Origin of the sequence: Novosphingobium resinovorum, from assembly GCF_036352595.1 — a bacterium.
Taxonomy (GTDB): Bacteria; Pseudomonadota; Alphaproteobacteria; order Sphingomonadales; family Sphingomonadaceae; genus Novosphingobium; species Novosphingobium resinovorum_B.
In genome coordinates, this window is sequence record NZ_JAZFAX010000060.1 from 1 (window position 1) to 15,527 (window position 15,527).

Annotated in this window: 15 protein-coding genes and 1 pseudogene; 6 read left to right on the forward strand and 10 right to left on the reverse strand. The window is 65.7% G+C overall.

The window, feature by feature from the left end; genetic code table 11:
- Window positions 1-36 precede the first annotated feature (36 nt).
- The 4 genes from V2S85_RS25565 to V2S85_RS25580 all read right to left on the reverse strand — a co-directional run bounded on the left by V2S85_RS25565 (window position 37) and on the right by V2S85_RS25580 (window position 3,067).
- Window positions 37-456: an SDR family NAD(P)-dependent oxidoreductase gene (locus V2S85_RS25565; RefSeq protein ID WP_330705610.1), complete on the reverse strand. Its 420-nt coding sequence runs from the start codon at window positions 454-456 to the stop codon at window positions 37-39.
- A 35-nt stretch (window positions 457-491) separates the two neighbouring features.
- On the reverse strand, window positions 492-1,463 hold the full coding sequence (locus V2S85_RS25570; protein ID WP_330705611.1) for a quinone oxidoreductase: 972 nt from the start codon (window positions 1,461-1,463) through the stop codon (window positions 492-494).
- A 61-nt stretch (window positions 1,464-1,524) separates the two neighbouring features.
- A complete protein-coding gene (locus V2S85_RS25575; RefSeq protein WP_330705612.1) occupies window positions 1,525-2,043 on the reverse strand; it encodes a TetR/AcrR family transcriptional regulator in 519 nt (172 codons plus the stop codon).
- 115 nt (window positions 2,044-2,158) lie between these two features.
- Window positions 2,159-3,067, reverse strand: a complete 909-nt coding sequence (locus tag V2S85_RS25580) for a LysR family transcriptional regulator (RefSeq protein WP_330705613.1) — start codon at window positions 3,065-3,067, stop codon at window positions 2,159-2,161.
- A gap of 92 nt (window positions 3,068-3,159) precedes the next feature.
- Here V2S85_RS25580 and V2S85_RS25585 point away from each other — a divergent pair, with 92 nt between their 5' ends.
- Window positions 3,160-4,584, forward strand: coding sequence for an aldehyde dehydrogenase family protein (locus V2S85_RS25585; RefSeq protein WP_330705614.1), 1,425 nt, complete (start codon window positions 3,160-3,162; stop codon window positions 4,582-4,584).
- Between the two features lie 29 nt (window positions 4,585-4,613).
- Complete coding sequence (locus tag V2S85_RS25590) at window positions 4,614-5,495, forward strand: SDR family NAD(P)-dependent oxidoreductase (RefSeq protein ID WP_330705615.1); 882 nt, start codon at window positions 4,614-4,616, stop codon at window positions 5,493-5,495.
- Here V2S85_RS25590 and V2S85_RS25595 read toward each other — a convergent pair.
- Window positions 5,464-8,232 carry a winged helix-turn-helix domain-containing protein gene (locus tag V2S85_RS25595; protein ID WP_330705616.1) on the reverse strand — a complete coding sequence of 923 codons (2,769 nt, stop codon included), beginning with the start codon at window positions 8,230-8,232 and terminating at the stop codon, window positions 5,464-5,466. The genes V2S85_RS25590 and V2S85_RS25595 overlap by 32 nt on opposite strands.
- A gap of 153 nt (window positions 8,233-8,385) precedes the next feature.
- Complete coding sequence (locus tag V2S85_RS25600; protein ID WP_330705617.1) at window positions 8,386-9,477, reverse strand: redoxin family protein; 1,092 nt, start codon at window positions 9,475-9,477, stop codon at window positions 8,386-8,388.
- Between the two features lie 230 nt (window positions 9,478-9,707).
- On the opposite strand from V2S85_RS25600, the gene V2S85_RS25605 reads away from it, so the two are divergent.
- Genes V2S85_RS25605 through V2S85_RS25615 form a run of 3 tightly spaced genes read left to right on the forward strand, consistent with a single transcriptional unit; the run spans window position 9,708 to window position 12,222 of the window.
- The gene (locus V2S85_RS25605) at window positions 9,708-10,979 is read left to right on the forward strand and encodes an epoxide hydrolase (protein WP_330705618.1); all 1,272 of its coding nucleotides are present in this window, start codon (window positions 9,708-9,710) and stop codon (window positions 10,977-10,979) included.
- A gap of 26 nt (window positions 10,980-11,005) precedes the next feature.
- Complete coding sequence (locus V2S85_RS25610; protein WP_330705619.1) at window positions 11,006-11,419, forward strand: organic hydroperoxide resistance protein; 414 nt, start codon at window positions 11,006-11,008, stop codon at window positions 11,417-11,419.
- 17 nt (window positions 11,420-11,436) lie between these two features.
- Entirely contained in the window at window positions 11,437-12,222 is a 786-nt protein-coding gene (locus V2S85_RS25615; protein ID WP_330705620.1) for an alpha/beta hydrolase, read from the forward strand.
- A 107-nt stretch (window positions 12,223-12,329) separates the two neighbouring features.
- Here V2S85_RS25615 and V2S85_RS25620 read toward each other — a convergent pair whose 3' ends face one another.
- The 4 genes and pseudogenes from V2S85_RS25620 to V2S85_RS25635 form a co-directional block, all read right to left on the reverse strand.
- Entirely contained in the window at window positions 12,330-12,854 is a 525-nt protein-coding gene (locus tag V2S85_RS25620; protein WP_330705621.1) for a cytochrome P460 family protein, read from the reverse strand.
- Window positions 12,851-13,888 (reverse strand): alpha/beta hydrolase, encoded by a 1,038-nt coding sequence (locus V2S85_RS25625; RefSeq protein ID WP_330705622.1) that lies wholly within the window; start codon window positions 13,886-13,888, stop codon window positions 12,851-12,853. Before V2S85_RS25625 ends, V2S85_RS25620 begins: the two co-directional genes overlap by 4 nt.
- Before the next feature lie 75 nt (window positions 13,889-13,963).
- On the reverse strand, window positions 13,964-14,872 hold the full coding sequence (locus V2S85_RS25630) for an alpha/beta hydrolase (RefSeq protein ID WP_330705623.1): 909 nt from the start codon (window positions 14,870-14,872) through the stop codon (window positions 13,964-13,966).
- A gap of 92 nt (window positions 14,873-14,964) precedes the next feature.
- Window positions 14,965-15,141: pseudogene (locus tag V2S85_RS25635) on the reverse strand (ABC transporter ATP-binding protein); the annotation flags it as partial.
- Between the two features lie 26 nt (window positions 15,142-15,167).
- Between V2S85_RS25635 and V2S85_RS25640 the strand changes: the two are divergent.
- Window positions 15,168-15,440 carry a dihydrodipicolinate synthase family protein gene (locus V2S85_RS25640; protein WP_330705624.1) on the forward strand — a complete coding sequence of 91 codons (273 nt, stop codon included), beginning with the start codon at window positions 15,168-15,170 and terminating at the stop codon, window positions 15,438-15,440.
- The last annotated feature ends 87 nt before the right edge of the window (window positions 15,441-15,527 follow it).

The following is a 15,527-nucleotide window of genomic DNA, read 5'->3' on the forward strand; positions in this document are numbered from 1 at the left end:
CACAAGCGCGTCGAGCCTTCGTGCAGGACGAGACCATCATGCCCGACGCGCTTGTGCAGGCGTCCGGGCCATCGTATTCAACCGCTGGACTCTCGTTATGATCGAGGGACTGACGGGGGGCAGGTCATCCAGTTCATCCAGCCCGACTGCATCGATCGTATTCATGCGAAACAGGCCTGCGTTGACGAGCACGAGGTCGATCTTTCCGAAACGGTCGATGAACTGCACAACTGCTGCGGAGATCGCGCTAGCGTCCGCACTGTCGGCGCGGACCGCCAGGGCTTCGCCCCCTTTGGAGGCGATAGCCTCGACCAGTGCCGTGGCCTGCTCTTCGCTATTGGCATATGTGAAGCCGACGGCATAGCCGTCCTGCGCCAGCCGGTTGACGGCAGCGGCTCCGATGCCCCGTGATCCGCCGAAGACAAGAGCCGTCTTGGTAATGGGTTCGATATTCATGGCAGGTCCTTTCTGGAAAATGATGCTTGGGAAAATCAGGGGATCAGCAGCAGCTTGCCGGTGGTTGCCCGGCTCTCCATGTCGCGGTGCGCGCGGGAGGCATCCGCCAGTGGATAGATGCCGCCTATCCGGACCTTAAGATCCCCGCGCACGACCCAATCGAACAGGCGGGCGGCGTGCTCGCGAAGCAGTTCGGGGCTATGGATATGGTCGGAGAAAACCGCGTAGCCGAGCTTGATGCTCCTCGGCAGTCTCGTGATATCGATCGGGCCGGGACCACCTAGAACCGGGCCGTACCAACAGAGCGTACCGCTGCGGCGCAGGGAATCGATCGATCCTTGAAACGTCGTCGGCCCGGACCCGTCATAGACGATATGCACGCCTTCGCCGCGTGTCAGTGCCAGTACCTGCGAAGCGAAATCGCCTTTGGTGTCGACGATGACATGGTCTGCTCCCGCTTCCATGGCGATTGCCACCTTGTCAGCACTCGACACGCGGCCGATGACGCTCCCTCCGCGCTTCTTGATGATCTGGGTCAGCAGCAGTCCAAGTCCGCCCGCCGCCGCATGGACGAGGGCGATTTCACCCGCTTGCACAGGGTGGAAATCGGTGGCGAAATGGCTCGCCGTGAGCCCCTGCATCATGATCGCGGCTGCAGTTCCGTCGTCCACTCCGTCAGGGATCGGCACGAGCGCCGCTTCGGGCAGTATGATCTTCTCTGAGTAGCTGCCCGGCGCGTAGACCCAGGCGACTCGCTGGCCCACCGCCATGGAAACGTCGGGTCCTACCGCGATGATGCATCCCGCGCCTTCCACACCCAGGATCTTGGGGTTGGGCATCTCCGTCCAGGCCATGCCCTGGCGGACGCCGATATCCATGAAATTGACGCCCGCAGCGGCAATCCGAACGAGAACCTCGCCCGGACCGGGCGCCGGATGCGGTTCTGGTACATCCACCAGTTCGAGCACATCCGCGCTTCCCGTTCCGGTCATCACAATCGCCTGCATGTCAGCTTCCTTTATTGAACAATCATTCCAAAATAGAGCAAATAAAAAGGCGCGCCCGCGTCTATCGCAAGGCGCGCAAGGCAAGGTCGCCAAGCGTACGCAAGTCTTCGTCACTTGCGCCAGCGCGCGCGGCAATCCGCAAACCCGAGAAGCTCATGACGATGAATGAGGCTATGATATCGGCCGCCAAATCCAGCGCCACGTCACCCTCGGCCTGCGCCCGCGCTATGGTAGCGGTCAGGACCGTCCGCATGGCACGGTCAGCCGTGTCGCGGATTGCCACCAGTTCCGGGCGGCTGCGGCCGAACTCGCAAATCGAGCCGACCCCCAAGCAGGCATCCCGGGCATTGGCGACGACGCGATCTACCATCGACACTATGCCATCGAAAGCACGCGGCTTGCTTTGCAGCATGGCGATATGCTCGCCCGTTTCGTCGGTAGCATAACGGCGCAGGGCCATCTGGTAGAGCTGCCATTTGTCGCCAAACGTGTTGTAAAGGCTTTGCCGCCCGATGCCCATCGCTTCGACCAGCATCCCGGCCGACGTGCCTTCAAAGCCATATTCACGGAATACCGCCATGGCCGCGCTCAGCGCTTTGTCCTGATCGAATTCCCTTGGTCTTGCCATACTGTGCGAGATAGGGGTTATGGAACGATCAGTCAAGTATCACCGAAAGGATGCAACGAGGCCGCTGTCAGGCACGTCTCAGTTTCCTGGCATGGCTGCGGACAAGATCGATGAAAAAGCGCAGTTTGGCGGGGACTTGGCGGCGCCCCGAATAGTAGAGGCACAAGGGCGGTTCCGCTGGCATCCAGTCTGCCAGAAGCCGGGTCAGCCGTCCTTCCTCGACGTGCGGCGCTACGGTTTGCTCCGCTAGGTAGGCCAGTCCCATGCCGTTCAGGGCTGCGTCGAGCATCAGGCCGCTGTCATCGACGATGAGGCGACCGGGCACATCCAGTTCGATCCGCTCGCCGTCTCGTACGAATTCCCAATGGTAGATGCGCCCGCTGCCCAGACGGTAGCGGATGCAGTCATGCGACAGCAGGTCGCGCGGGACGAGGGGCGGTGCACGGCCCTGCAGATAGGCCGGCGCGCCGACCACGACCAAGCGAAGGTCCGGTATGATGGGAACCGCGATCATGTCCGGCGGAATGGCATCCAGCAGCCTGACACCTGCATCGAAGCCCTTGCCGATGACATCGACCAGAGCGGCTTCGGTGATGATCTCCACCTGCATCCGGGCGAAACGCTTCAGGTACTCCTGGATCAACGGCTCCATTACGAAATGTCCAGCGCCAGCGGCCATGTTCAGCCGCAGCACGCCGGACGGCTCGCCGACGTGCTCTCCGGCATTTTCGATCGCGCCGTCGATCGCAGCAAGGGCTGGGAGGATTTCCTCCAGGAACTGCGCACCTGCCGCCGTCAGCACGACGCTGCGGGTGGTGCGGTTGAACAGCCGCACGTTCATGCGCTCTTCCAGCGCGGCGATCGCGTGGCTCAGGCCGGAGGAGGAAACCTCCAACTCGCGCGCGGCGGCGCGAAAGCCGCCCCTGCGTGCGACCGTGGCGAAGGCTTCCAGCTCGGCAAGACTGGCTTTCGGCATTGCGCAATATCTCTCATCAGCCTGTCTCCGATTGCGCTTCTAATCGGATCATGAGGCGTGCGCCATATCGTTGATGACGAATGGAGACGACAATGCGCAATATCGACAGAATCTACATCGACGGCGCCTTCGTGACGCCGCACGGCACCCGATGCCTCGACCTTTTCAACCCGGCTACCGAAGCCAGGATAGGCACGGTGCGGCTGGGTGACGCGGAGGATCTGCGCATCGCAGTGGCAGCGGCTAGGCAAGCATTCCCGGCCATGGCCCTGACCTCGAAGGCGGAGCGGATTGCCATGCTCCACCGCCTGCGCGACGCCGTGAAGGCACGCGCCACCGATCTTGCCGCCGCGATGAGCGAGGAATACGGAGCGCCAGCCTATTTCACTGCCTTCTCGGTTCAGAACACCGCCGCCATCTTCGAAGTGATGGCGGCTTCGGTCGAAAACTATGCCTTCGAGCGGACGGCAGGTTCCAGCGCGGTAACGATGTTGCCGCTGGGCGTCGTCGGCGCGATCACGCCGTGGAACAGCAACTTCGGCTTCATTGCCACCAAGCTGGCCCATGCGATCGGCTCGGGATCGACCATCGTGATCAAGCCGGCCGAGCAGAGTGCGATCCAGACGCAGGTGCTGCTGGAATGCCTGCACGAAGCGGGGCTGCCAAGGGGAGTGCTCAATGTCGTGAACGGCACCGGGCCTGAGGTCGGCGCGGCGCTGACCGCGCACCCCGACGTGGCGCTGATTACCTTTACCGGGTCGACCCCGGCGGCAAGGGTCATCCAGCGTAGCGCCCTCGAAACGATGAAGCGGCTGGTGCTGGAACTGGGCGGCAAGGGCCCGACCATCGTACTCGACGATGCCGATCTGGACGCCGCCATCCCCGCCGCATTGATGAGCGGTTTCGCCAACAGCGGACAAGCCTGCGTTGCAGGCTCGCGCATTCTGGTGCCCCGTTCCCGGGAGGCGGAGATCACCGCAAGGCTGAAGGTGGAAGCGGAACGGCTCAAGGTAGGCGCGCCTGCCGATCCGGAAGTGCGCATCGGTCCGCTGGCCAACGCCGCGCATTGGGAGCGCGTGCAGTCCTACATCCGGCTTGGGAAGGAAGAAGGCGCAACGCTCCTGACCGGCGGCGAGGGACGTCCCGAGGGACTGGACAAGGGCTGGTTCGCCAGGCCGACGATCTTCACTGGCGTGACGAACACCATGCGTATCGCCCGCGAGGAAATCTTCGGCCCGGTCCTGAGCGTCATCGCCTATGACGACGAAGACGACGCCGTAGGCATCGCCAACGATTCCGATTTCGGACTGCAGGCCTATGTCCTCTCCTCGAACGAGGATCGCGCGATGCGGGTCGCGCGACAATTGGTGGCCGGACGCGTCGTCATCAACGGCGCGCCGCATGATCCCCACGCACCATTCGGCGGCTTCAGGCAATCCGGCCTCGGTCGTGAGATCGGGGCCTATGGCCTCGACGCGTACCTCGAACCGCGCGCGATCCTGCGGCCTGCCCGTTGAATATTCCCCGCCATCGAAAAGGAAATAACATGACAAGAACTTGGATCATCACCGGAAGCGCGCGCGGTCTTGGCCGCGCCGTGCTGACGGCTGTGCTGGAAAGCGGCGACAATGTGCTCGCCACCGCGCGCGACGTGGCCAGCCTCGCCGATCTCAAGGCGATCTACGGCGACCGTCTCGAACCCTTCGTGCTCGACGTCACCGACGAGGCAGACACCCTGCGGGCCGCCTCTGCCGCCATCGCTGCCTTCGGAGGTATCGACGTGCTCGTGAACAACGCGGGTTATGGCCATTTCCAGGCTTTCGAACAGAAGTCTGCTGCCGATTTCCGCGCGGAAGTGGACACCAACCTGTTCGGCGTGGTCAACATGACGCGCGCGGTGTTGCCGTTCATGCGGAGCAGCCGCAGCGGGCACATCCTCAACGTCTCGTCCGTCGGCGGACGTGTGGGCACGCCCGGCGTTTCGGCCTATCAGGCGGCGAAATGGGCGGTCGGCGGGTTTACCGAAGTGCTGCGGGCCGAAGTCGCCCATCTTGGCATCAAGGTCTCGGCGCTGGAGCTCGGCGGGATGCGCACGGACTGGGCGCAAACCGCAGGTCGCGGCGCCGCTGAGCCCGTGCTGCCGGACTACGCCGACAGCGTCGGTGCGACGCTGTCGCGGATCAGCGCCTACGCGGGCAACGAGGTGGGAGACCCGGCCCGCATCGCGCAGGTGATCCTCGAACTGGCGAAGCGCGAGGATATCCCTGCGCATCTGGTGCTGGGCACAGATGCACTGGCCTCGTTCGACGAGGCGGAAGGGTTGCGCCGCGCTGCACATGCGCGGTGGCTGGACGTCAGCCGCGCGACCGTGTTCGGGGGCCCCGAAGGCGAAGCCCTCAGCGCACTATTCCCGAACCGCCCGGACTGATCGAGCCGGCAGGCATCCCGGCCCGGTCGGCAGCCACGCTCATCTCCCAGGCACGAGCGCCCTGCGACCGGGCCAAGGCTATCGCCTCATCCAGCAGGGCAAGCGCGCCATCGACGGCGCCCTCGGCACTGGCGATGGCGGCCTTGACCCTGAGCAGTTCGGCGAGGGCAATACGTTCGCCGGTGTCGATGCATCGTGCTATCGAAGTGTCCACTACACGGCGCGCATCGGCCAGCCTGCCCACGGCGGCCAATCCCCGCGCCAGAGCGAGCGAGAACCGCGTCGTAAGCAGTTCATACCGTGCCTCCCGCAATTGGCGTAGGCTGCCCTCCAGCGCTTCCACCGCCTCGGCATGTCGTCCGAATTCGAGCGCCAGTTCGCCCTCGAAGCCCTGCGCGACCACGATATACGGCGCCAGGGCATTGGCCCGTGCGCAATCGCGCAGGACCGGCAAGGTCTCGCGGGCTCGGGCGAATTCACCCATCCACAGGTCGATCGACATCGAACAGATGAGCGCGATGCAATGCGTGACCGGATGGTCGAGAGCCGCCGCCTCGGCCACTGTCCGTTCCGCCAGACGCCGCGCCGCCTCCGGCTCGCCCGACAGGCAGAGGACGCGGGCGAGCGCGATGCTCGCGCGGTTGCGATGATCGAAACCATGGGCGACCGAGCGGCTGCCCTGAGAGGCCGAACCATGCTCCAGCGCCAGTTCCAGGTCGCGGCGCGCGCAGGTCTGGTCGCCTGCCTGGTAATGCGAGATGCCCGAAAGCGAATAGGCGATCGCGAGGGCTTCCGGATCAGCAATCTCTTCCGCAACGGCAATGGCCTGCCGGGCACAGGCCATCGTCAGGGCATAGTCGCCGACATGCTCATGGAAGATGTGCAGCCGCGCCAGGATGCCGAGGCTGCTACGATGATCTTCCATCAGGGTCGCCACGTCGAGCGCACGGGTCAGCGCCTTGCCCACTTCGGGGCTGTTGCTGTGCGCGAACATCAGGGCGATGCCCAGTGAAGCCTGCAATTCCAGTTCGACCGCCGTGCCGCGCTGGATCGGTGCCAGCGCGGCGATCGCGCGGGTCGCCCAGGTGCGGCACTCGACAAGGTGCGAAAGGTTGAGGAACACCGGCATGCTCGCCGCAGCAAGCCGCACCGCGAGGCCGCTGTCTCCATTCGGCCCGAAGCTCCACTCCAGCGCGCTGCGGATGTTACCTAGCTGCGGCCGCAGCGCGCGAGCGTCCAGGAATGCGGCGCTGTCCTGCGCGGCCAGGGCTTCCAGTTCCGAGAGGAAGAACAGGGCATGGCGGCGAGTGGCCGTGCGATGATCGTCGGCGCCGCGTGCAGCCAGCTTCTCTCGCGCGTAGGCACGGGTCATTTCCAGTAGCCGGTACGTGCCCGCGCCGTGAACGCGATTGGCGGAGATGAGCGATTTGGCGGCAAGTTCGTCCAGCGCGATGGCAGCCTCGTCCGAACCGATCGCGGCGTCAGACACCACCTCCAGCGCGGCATCGACCGAAAACGGGCCGACGAAGACCGCCAGCCTGTCGAGCACGACCCGCTCCTGCGAGGAGAGCAGATCGTAGCTCCAGTCCAGCGCCGCGCGCAGGGTCTGCTGGCGCGGCTGCGCGGTGCGGCGGCCCGACCATGCAAGGCTGAACCGCTCACCGATTTGCCGGGCGGTGGCGGCAATGCCGTGTGTGGCGGCGCGCACGGCGGCCAGTTCGATCGGCAAAGCCATGCCGTCCAGGCGCTGGCAGATGTCCGCGATCAGACGGGCTTCGTTCCCGTCGATCTCCCAGGCGCTGTCCGCAGCGCGCGCGCGTTCGTGGAACAGCTGGAGCGCGGGGTAGGCCAGCAGCTGTTCGCGCGTAAGTGCGTCCGTGTCCGGCGGATAATCGAGTGCATCCAGCCGATGGACGTGCTCGCCGCGAACCCGCAGCGGCTCGCGCGAAGTCGCGACGATGCGGACGTGCGGCGCCTGTTCGACGATGCGCTCGGCGATCCGGGCGGCTTCGTCGATCACATGTTCGCAATTGTCGAGCAGGAGCAGGAACGGGGCGCTGCCGCAATGGCCGATGATCGCCGCGGCCGGATCGCCGCTCTGCACCGATATGCCCATGGCTCCCGCGATCATCGTCGGGACGAGCGCCGGGTTTTCCAGCATGCTGAAATCGACGAAGACGGCCCGCCCGTTGAACCGCGCGGTCAGCCAGTGCCCGATCTCGATCATGAGCGAGGTCTTGCCGACCCCGGCCGGGCCGACGACGGTGAACAGCGCAATGTCGGCCACGCGGGCGATCAGCAGATCGAGGTCCCCTTCGCGGCCGATCAGGTGCGGTAGCGGCGGAGGGATATTGGTAGTCCCGCCGACCTGCGCCTCGAGCGGCGCTGGCATGGTGACGGCACGATCCGGCAGTGGCGGTTCCAGTCCAAGCCGCTCCACCGGAGCCACGAAGGCATAACCCACCCCTACCTGCGTGGCGATGAAGCGGGCGTCGCCGCCGTCCGAACCTTCGCCCAGCAGCTTGCGCAGGCCCGCCATATGGAACCGCAGGCTGCCGTCCTCCACGACGACGTCAGGCCAGACGCGCTTGAGCAGTTCGCGCTTGGACAGCACACGTCCGGGTTGCTCGATCAGGGCCATGAGCAGGTCGAACGCGCGCCCGCCGATCTCCAGCGGCTGTGAGTCTCGCGTGAGCAGCCGCTTGCCGGGATGAACGCAGAAACGCCCGAAGGCCATTCGTTCGCCTAGCTCCTGACTTTCGAAATCCGCCACTATGTCGATCTGCCCCGATGCGATGCCCTATCCTGCCGCAAGGAGGCAGGATGCAGCTACCTATACGATGGTCGCCGGGCAGGGGAGGGGCAATCGCGGATCGAGAACCGGGGCGGATCACCCGAAGGTGAGCGAGTAGGCTGCCACGCCCGGACGGGCGAACTCCACGCGCACCGTGCGATCGACGATCGGGCCGTGCTGGCGCACCAACTGGTAGAGGCGGTCCTGGCGGACCACGCCCCACCCCTCGGCGTCAGTGTCGACGCCGTGATCGGCGCCGGGCGCCTTGCCGTCGATCGTCACCCGGAAGCGGACCGGCTGTCCATCGGCAGGCGCGCCCAGGACCGCATGCGCATCGCGTGCGTGAAAGCGGAAACGGAGGGCGCCGTCCGCCTTGTCCAGCCGCGCGAATTCACGCTTCACGGTCCAACTTCCGGCAAGGTCCCAATGGTTGAGGGATAGCGAGGACACCGGCTCATAGACGCGCGGGTCATCGCGTATGGGCCCGCCGAGAGCGGCGAACCCCTGCGCCTTGGCGTAGCCGATGTAGACCTCGGGAGAGCGCAGCCGGGACCAGTCCGCCTGTGCTTCCACCCCCATCGAAGCCATCGGGGCAAGGGAAACGGCCGACAGGTCATGACCGGCTTCGGCCAGGAGTTTGCGTATCAGGCTTTCCGCCTCGGCATAATTGCCTTCGCCAACCCGATACCCACGCACCCGCCCCGCAGCGTCGATGAAGTAGAAACCGGGCCAGCCTTCGTTTCCGAAAGCCTGCCAGACGGCATAGTCGTTGTCCTGAAGGTTGGGATATTCGACGCCCAGATCCTGCATGGCCGTGCGGACTTTGGCCGGATCGCGTTCGAAGGCGAACTCCGGTGCGTGGACGCCGACGATCTGAAGGCCCTTGTCCCCGTATCGTTCATTCCACGCGCGCAGATAAGGCAGCGCCCGCAACGAATTGATGCAGGAATATGTCCAGAAGTTGACGAGAACCACCTTGCCTCGCAGCGACGGCGCGGCGCCCGCCAGCCAGGGTCTGGCGCCGCGAATAACCTGCAGCGGGCGGGGCGTGGCATCTGCGGGCGCGGAAGCGATCGCGTCTTCACCGGCCAGTGTCGTGGCAACGGCTTCGCGGCAGCACGCGGCGGTGGTGCCGGCGGCTGCCAGCAGGGCGGCGGCGATAAAACCTGTGGAGCGGTTCGTAATCATGGCGGATGCCCTTTTGCGGTTCTGCGTCTTTCGAGTGCACGCGGTCTACGGCGCCCCGGGCGAAGCTTCACGCCAGATGCTGACAGGCGGCGTTAGCACTTGACAGTCACGGTGCCCGAACCGGCGTTCAGTCAGGCGCTAACACGGCATTACGCCAGCTAACGGGCGTCCCGCAGGCATCGCTCATATCCTGCCGCCATCGGATCGGATGATCGGTGGAGGACAGATACATGTTTGCAGGAAATTCCACATCCCGGCGCAGCTTCGTCGCTGCAACCGCCTTGGCCGGTGTGATGGCCGCCGTGCCCGGCATCGGCCGTGCGGCGACGGCAGGAGGCGGCGTGCGCCCGTTCCGCATCGCGATTGCAGACGCGGAAATCGCCGCCATGAAGCGCCGCATCGCAGAGACGCGCTGGGCCGATCCCCAGCCGGTGAGCGATGACGGACAAGGCGTGCGCCGCCAGACGCTGCAACCGCTCATGAGCTACTGGGCCGGTGCCTACGACTGGCGCAAGGTCGAGGCTCGGCTCAACGCCCTGCCGATGTTCATGACCGAGATCGACGGGCAGGACATTCACTTCATTCACGTTCGTTCCCGCCACGAGAATGCCTTGCCGATGATCCTGACCCATGGCTGGCCGGGCTCGATCCTGGAGTTCCTGGACGCCATCGCTCCGCTCACCGATCCCACCGCGCATGGCGGCAGTGCGGACGATGCGTTCCACCTCGTCATTCCCTCCATCCCGGGCTTCGGCTTTTCCGCGAAGCCGACGGTGTCCGGCTGGGGATCTGACCGCATTGGGCGAGCATGGTCGGCGCTGATGCTGCGGCTGGGCTACGACAGGTATGTCAGCCAGGGCGGTGACTGCGGATCGGTGATCTCGCAGCGTATGGCCTTGCAGAAAGTGCCGGGGCTGTTGGGCATCCACCTCAACATGCCTGCGGTGGTGCCGGCCGACATCGCGCGCACCCTTGCCGCAGGCGATCCGGCCCCCCTCGGCCTTTCCGGCAAGGAGCGCGCCGCCTTCGATCAGCTGGAAGCGTTCTATCGCGACAATGCGGCGTACGCGGCGATGATGAACACGCGCCCTCAGACCATCGGCTATTCGCTGGTGGATTCGCCCGTCGGCATGGCCGCGTGGATGTACGAGAAGATCGCGCAGTGGACGTACAGCGACGGACAGCCCGAGCGCGTGCTGGGCCGTGATGCGATCCTCGACGACATGTCGCTCTACTGGCTGACCGGGACGGGCGCGTCGGCAGCCCGGATCTACTGGGAAGACCACTCCAACAACTTCAATGCGCGCGGAGTGATCGACCTGCCGGTGGCGGTGAGCGTGTTCCCCGGCGAGATCTTCCGTGCCCCCAGAAGCTGGGCGGAGCGCTGCTACACCAACCTGTTCTATTTCAACGAAGCGAGCGACGGCGGCCATTTCGCCGCCTGGGAACAGCCTGCGCTGTTCGCCCGCGAAGTGCGCGCCGCCTTCCGTTCCCTGCGCTGACCCCATCATTTCCAAGGAGAAGACCCATGACCGAGAGCAAGACCCTCTACACCGCGCACGTCCACGTCACCGGAGGGCGCGAAGGGGCCGCGCGCAGCTCCGATGGACGCCTCGACCTTAAGCTGTCCACCCCTGGCACTTCGGGCGCGGGCACCAATCCCGAACAGCTCTTCGCCGCCGGCTGGTCGGCCTGCTTCGAAGGAGCCATGGCGATCGCAGCCAAGGCGAAGGGTATCGACCTTCCCGAGGCGCTGGCGATCGACGCGCGCGTGGAACTGCGTCACGGCGCGGAAGGCTATGCGCTGGCCGCGCGTCTCGACGTGCATGTGCCGGGACTCGCTCCCGAACTCGCGCGCCAGATCATCGAGGCGGCACACCGCACCTGCCCTTATTCCAAGGCGGTGAAGGGCAACATCGAAACCGTCGTGGCGCTGGCCTGAAGCGAAAGGAAACATCCATGAGAACCATCCTGGCAAGCGCGCTGGCGCTTTCCGCAGGGCTGCTTGCGCCGGGAGCGCGGGCGCAGACTTCACAGGAGCCGCAGAAGCCCACCGTGGTGTTGGTCCACGGCGCCTTTGCCGACTCATCAAGCTGGAACGGGGTGATCTCGGCGCTGCGGCATGACGGCTATACGGTCGTCGCCGCGCCGGACAATCTGCGCGGCGTCCGGGCAGATGCCGAGGTCGTGGCGGGTGTGATCCGGAGCATCGCCGGGCCTGTCGTGCTGGTCGGCCATTCCTATGGCGGATCGGTCATCAGCGAGGCCGCCGAGCGCACTGCCAACGTCAGGGCCCTGGTCTATGTCTCCGCCTTCGCGCCCGAAGCGGGCGAGACCGCGCTGGGGCTGACCGGCAAGTTTCCAGGCAGCACCCTCGGCCCGGCGCTGGCGCCGCCGGTGCCGCTGGCTGCCGGTGGGAACGACCTGTACATCCAGCAGGCCCGCTTCCACGACCAGTTTGCCGCCGACGTGCCGGAGGCCGACGCGCTGCTGATGGCTGCCGGGCAGCGCCCGATCGCCGAAGCGGCACTGTCGGAAGCGTCTACCGCTCCGGCGTGGAAGCACATCCCTTCGTGGTTCGTCTACGGCGACGCGGACCGCAACATTCCCCCGGCGGCCCTGCGCTTCATGGCGCAGCGTGCCGGCGCGCGCGAAACGGTGGTGATAAAGGGCGCCTCGCACGTCGTCATGGTTTCGCACCCGGTTCAGGTGGCGCAGCTGATCGAGCGCGCCGCCGCGCGGTAACGGTTGCGCGCCGATCCAGCCCCCACTCCCCGATCGGTGCGCAATCGCCTACGGCCGGCCATCGCAAGTGTGATGGCCGGCCGTAGGTTCTTTTTTTGCTCCAGGGCTTACTGCGAGTACGCGGTGAAGACCTGGTCGTCGCCTGGCTCGAGCCTGGCGTGGCAGGCGGCGCAGGAGCGTGTGAGGGTTTCGTCAGGGTTCGGCCGGCCATCGTCGAACTGGCCGTATCCCCATCCGCCACTGGTCGCATAGCGGCGCGTATCCTTGACGCTGACTTGCACATTGGTCGGTTCCCCCGCCACGAAGGACTGCGGCGCGGGAAACACGGCGTCGTTGCGCGGCGAGGGCTCATACCGCCACGCCAGCCGGACGATCACGGCGCCATCGGGGAACGGACGGATGCCCTGGCGATAGGCGCGCACGGCGATGTCATTGCCGAGGATGGCGCGAATATCGTTGTTCTTCCCGGCCTCGTGCGCGACGCTGATGAGCTTCCAGTCGCGATATCCGGCGGGAAGCTGCACACCGTAGACCGGCGCGGCATCGGCTTCACGCCGTACCGCACCGGCCACGCCGGAGCCTCCCATCAAGACCAGGGAAGCTCCGAGAACCCAAGTCGAGAGGCGGATCATGCGCCCATCCTGCCTGCATCGAGGACGGCCTTGGCAAAGGCGACCGGCGCTTCCTGCGGCAGGTTGTGGCCGATGCCGCCGGCGATCAGGCGGTGCTCGTACGCCCCCGCAAACTTCGCGCGGTAGGTGGCGGGATCGGGGTGCGGCGCGCCGTTGGCATCGCCCTCCATGGTGATGGCGGGGATCGTGACGGGCGGCCCGGCGGCGAGGCGCGCTTCGGCGGCATCGTACTGGCGCTCGCCCTCGGCAAGACCCAGCCGCCAGCGATAGTTGTGAATGACGATGGCGACATGGTCCGGATTGACGAACGATGCCGCCGACGCATCGTAAGTCGCATCGTCGAAGGTCCAGCGCGGAGAGGCCTGCTCCCAGATCAGGCGATTGAACGCTTTGGTATTTGCCGCATAGCCTTCGCGGCCTCGCTCGGTGGCGAAGTAGAACTGATACCACCACTGGAGTTCGGCCTTGGGCGGCAAGGGCCTGGCATTGCCCGCCTGGCTGCCGATCAGGTAGCCGCTGACGGATACCAGCGCCTTGCACCTCTCGGGCCAGAGCACGGCCATGATGTCCGCCGTGCGCGCGCCCCAGTCGAACCCGGCGACCACTGCCTCCCGGATGCCCAGCGCATCCATGAGCGCGATCCCGTCCGCCGCCAGAGCCGCCTGCTGCCCATTGCGCGGTGTTTCGGCGGAGCGGAACGTTGTCGTACCGAAGCCGCGAAGGTGCGGCACGATCACACGGTAGCCCTGCGCCGCCAGCAGCGGAGCGACTTCGGCAAAGGCGCGAATGTCATAGGGCCAGCCGTGGAACAGCAGGACTGCCGGGCCGGAAGACGGCCCCGTCTCGACGTAACCGATGTCGAGCGGCCCGGCGGCGATCTGGCGGATCGGCCCGAACGGCCGGATATTAGACACGTTCGCGGCCGCAGCCCTTGCCGGGGTCAGACCCGCCATCATGGCGGAGGCCAGCGTGGCCGCGCCGGCGATGAACTCGCGGCGGCGTGGCCGGGGGATTACGGGTGATTGATCGGACATGACGGGTCTCCTTGCTAAGGTGAGCAGGATAGCCGCGCCCTTGCAGGCCCGCCCGTTAGTTGCTGTGATCCGGTGTTAGGTGCGGCACAGGGCCTCCGCAAAGAACCCTGCAAGCTGCTCGACCGCCGCATCGACCGCCTCTTCGCGGTCGTAGAGATCGACGTGGGTGGCACCGGCGATCGTATGCAGGCGCTTGGGGCTGCCTGCGCGTTCATGGGCTTCGTGCGTCATCCAGGCCGTCACGGCCTTTTCCGCCGTAATCATCAGCAGTGGGCGGGGCGCGATGAGGTCGATGAAGCGCAAGGCATCGAACGTCGCCATGCGATCGATGCTGTCCCAGGTCAGCGCCCTGGCCGCACGGGGATGATCGCCGCGCGGCGTGCAGTAGTACTCCCAGCCTTCGAAGACATGAACGCCTTCGGCCCGCGCGCTGGCCTCGTCGGGAGGGAAGATGGGGAAGCCCTCGATCTCGCCCGACGACGCTGCGCGGCTGCGGGCCCGCGCGGCGCCCTCCAGCAGAGCCTTGAGCAGTTCCGGGGGCTGTCTTCCGTCGGCACCAAGGCGGACCTGCCGTCCGACGTCCACCGCAGCCACGGTCGCAACCGCGCTGATCCTTGGATCACCCGCGGCCGCCTGCACGATGTACCCGCCCGATGCGCAGATGCCCAATCCGCCGACCCTTGCGGCGTCGATCCCGGGCCGCGTCCCCAGCCACGACACCGCCGCCTTGAAATCCTCGACACGCTGGGCGGGATCTTCCAGCCCGCGCGGCAGCCCTTCGCTCGCCCCCTGACGCGCTGCGTCGAAAGTCAGCACGCGAAAGCCGCGTACACACAGCTTTTCGGCATAGAGCGCGGGCGACTGTTCCTTAACCGAACTGCCGGGATGGCCGACGACGAGAGTTGCGCCGTTCGGCTGGTCGGGCACGTAAAGGCAAGCGGCGATGGTCAGGCCGGCGCTTGGAAAATTCGTATCGTGTTTCATCGCAACCTCCGCTGATGAATGACAACCGGCTTTGTGGCTGCGGTCACGGCGGAATGCCCGTTATCGTCCGTTAGCGTGTGCGAGCGGCATCGCTATGCCAGCACGATCCGACGTTCCATGCCGATCTCCTTGAGGAATGCCTCGTCGTGGCCCACCACCAGCAAGGCCCCGTCGAATGCCGCCAGCGCGGCCTCGATGGCCCGGATGGAATCGAGATCGAGGTGATTGGTCGGCTCGTCGAGGATGAGCATCTCCGGCGGCGTGTCTCCACCCACGCGCCACGGGTGTTCTGGCAATTGGATATAGCGGAGATTGGGGCATGGCGGATGCCTTGGCTGCGGGTGCAGACGGATTCTACAGCGTACTCGCCGGCTTCCTCCCTGTGCAGGCCATGGCGCTGGCAGCGGCCATCGAGGCGAACGACACCAACGAGACCGCCAGGATCAACCGCCAACTCCAGCCCCTCTTCGAGCTGTTCCGCCAATTGGGCAGTCTACGGGTTGCCTATGCCGCTGTAGCCGAGCTTGGCTTAGCACTACTTTGGCAGAAGTTTGAAATGCGTGACTGATAGGCTCCCACCGCAATGAGGGCATTGGTCTGGCGGAGGTCTTGATATTCGGTCAATGATGGCCTGTCGGATGGCGGGCATGCTCGG

Coding starts and splice junctions, on each gene's coding strand:
- V2S85_RS25565 (WP_330705610.1), bottom strand. CDS start 456: ATGAATATCGAACCCATTACCAAGACGGCTCTTGTCTTCGGCGGATCA.
- V2S85_RS25570 (WP_330705611.1), bottom strand. CDS start 1,463: ATGCAGGCGATTGTGATGACCGGAACGGGAAGCGCGGATGTGCTCGAA.
- V2S85_RS25575 (WP_330705612.1), bottom strand. CDS start 2,043: ATGGCGGTATTCCGTGAATATGGCTTTGAAGGCACGTCGGCCGGGATG.
- V2S85_RS25580 (WP_330705613.1), bottom strand. CDS start 3,067: ATGCCGAAAGCCAGTCTTGCCGAGCTGGAAGCCTTCGCCACGGTCGCA.
- V2S85_RS25585 (WP_330705614.1), top strand. CDS start 3,160: ATGCGCAATATCGACAGAATCTACATCGACGGCGCCTTCGTGACGCCG.
- V2S85_RS25590 (WP_330705615.1), top strand. CDS start 4,614: ATGACAAGAACTTGGATCATCACCGGAAGCGCGCGCGGTCTTGGCCGC.
- V2S85_RS25595 (WP_330705616.1), bottom strand. CDS start 8,232: ATGGCCTTCGGGCGTTTCTGCGTTCATCCCGGCAAGCGGCTGCTCACG.
- V2S85_RS25600 (WP_330705617.1), bottom strand. CDS start 9,477: ATGATTACGAACCGCTCCACAGGTTTTATCGCCGCCGCCCTGCTGGCA.
- V2S85_RS25605 (WP_330705618.1), top strand. CDS start 9,708: ATGTTTGCAGGAAATTCCACATCCCGGCGCAGCTTCGTCGCTGCAACC.
- V2S85_RS25610 (WP_330705619.1), top strand. CDS start 11,006: ATGACCGAGAGCAAGACCCTCTACACCGCGCACGTCCACGTCACCGGA.
- V2S85_RS25615 (WP_330705620.1), top strand. CDS start 11,437: ATGAGAACCATCCTGGCAAGCGCGCTGGCGCTTTCCGCAGGGCTGCTT.
- V2S85_RS25620 (WP_330705621.1), bottom strand. CDS start 12,854: ATGATCCGCCTCTCGACTTGGGTTCTCGGAGCTTCCCTGGTCTTGATG.
- V2S85_RS25625 (WP_330705622.1), bottom strand. CDS start 13,888: ATGTCCGATCAATCACCCGTAATCCCCCGGCCACGCCGCCGCGAGTTC.
- V2S85_RS25630 (WP_330705623.1), bottom strand. CDS start 14,872: ATGAAACACGATACGAATTTTCCAAGCGCCGGCCTGACCATCGCCGCT.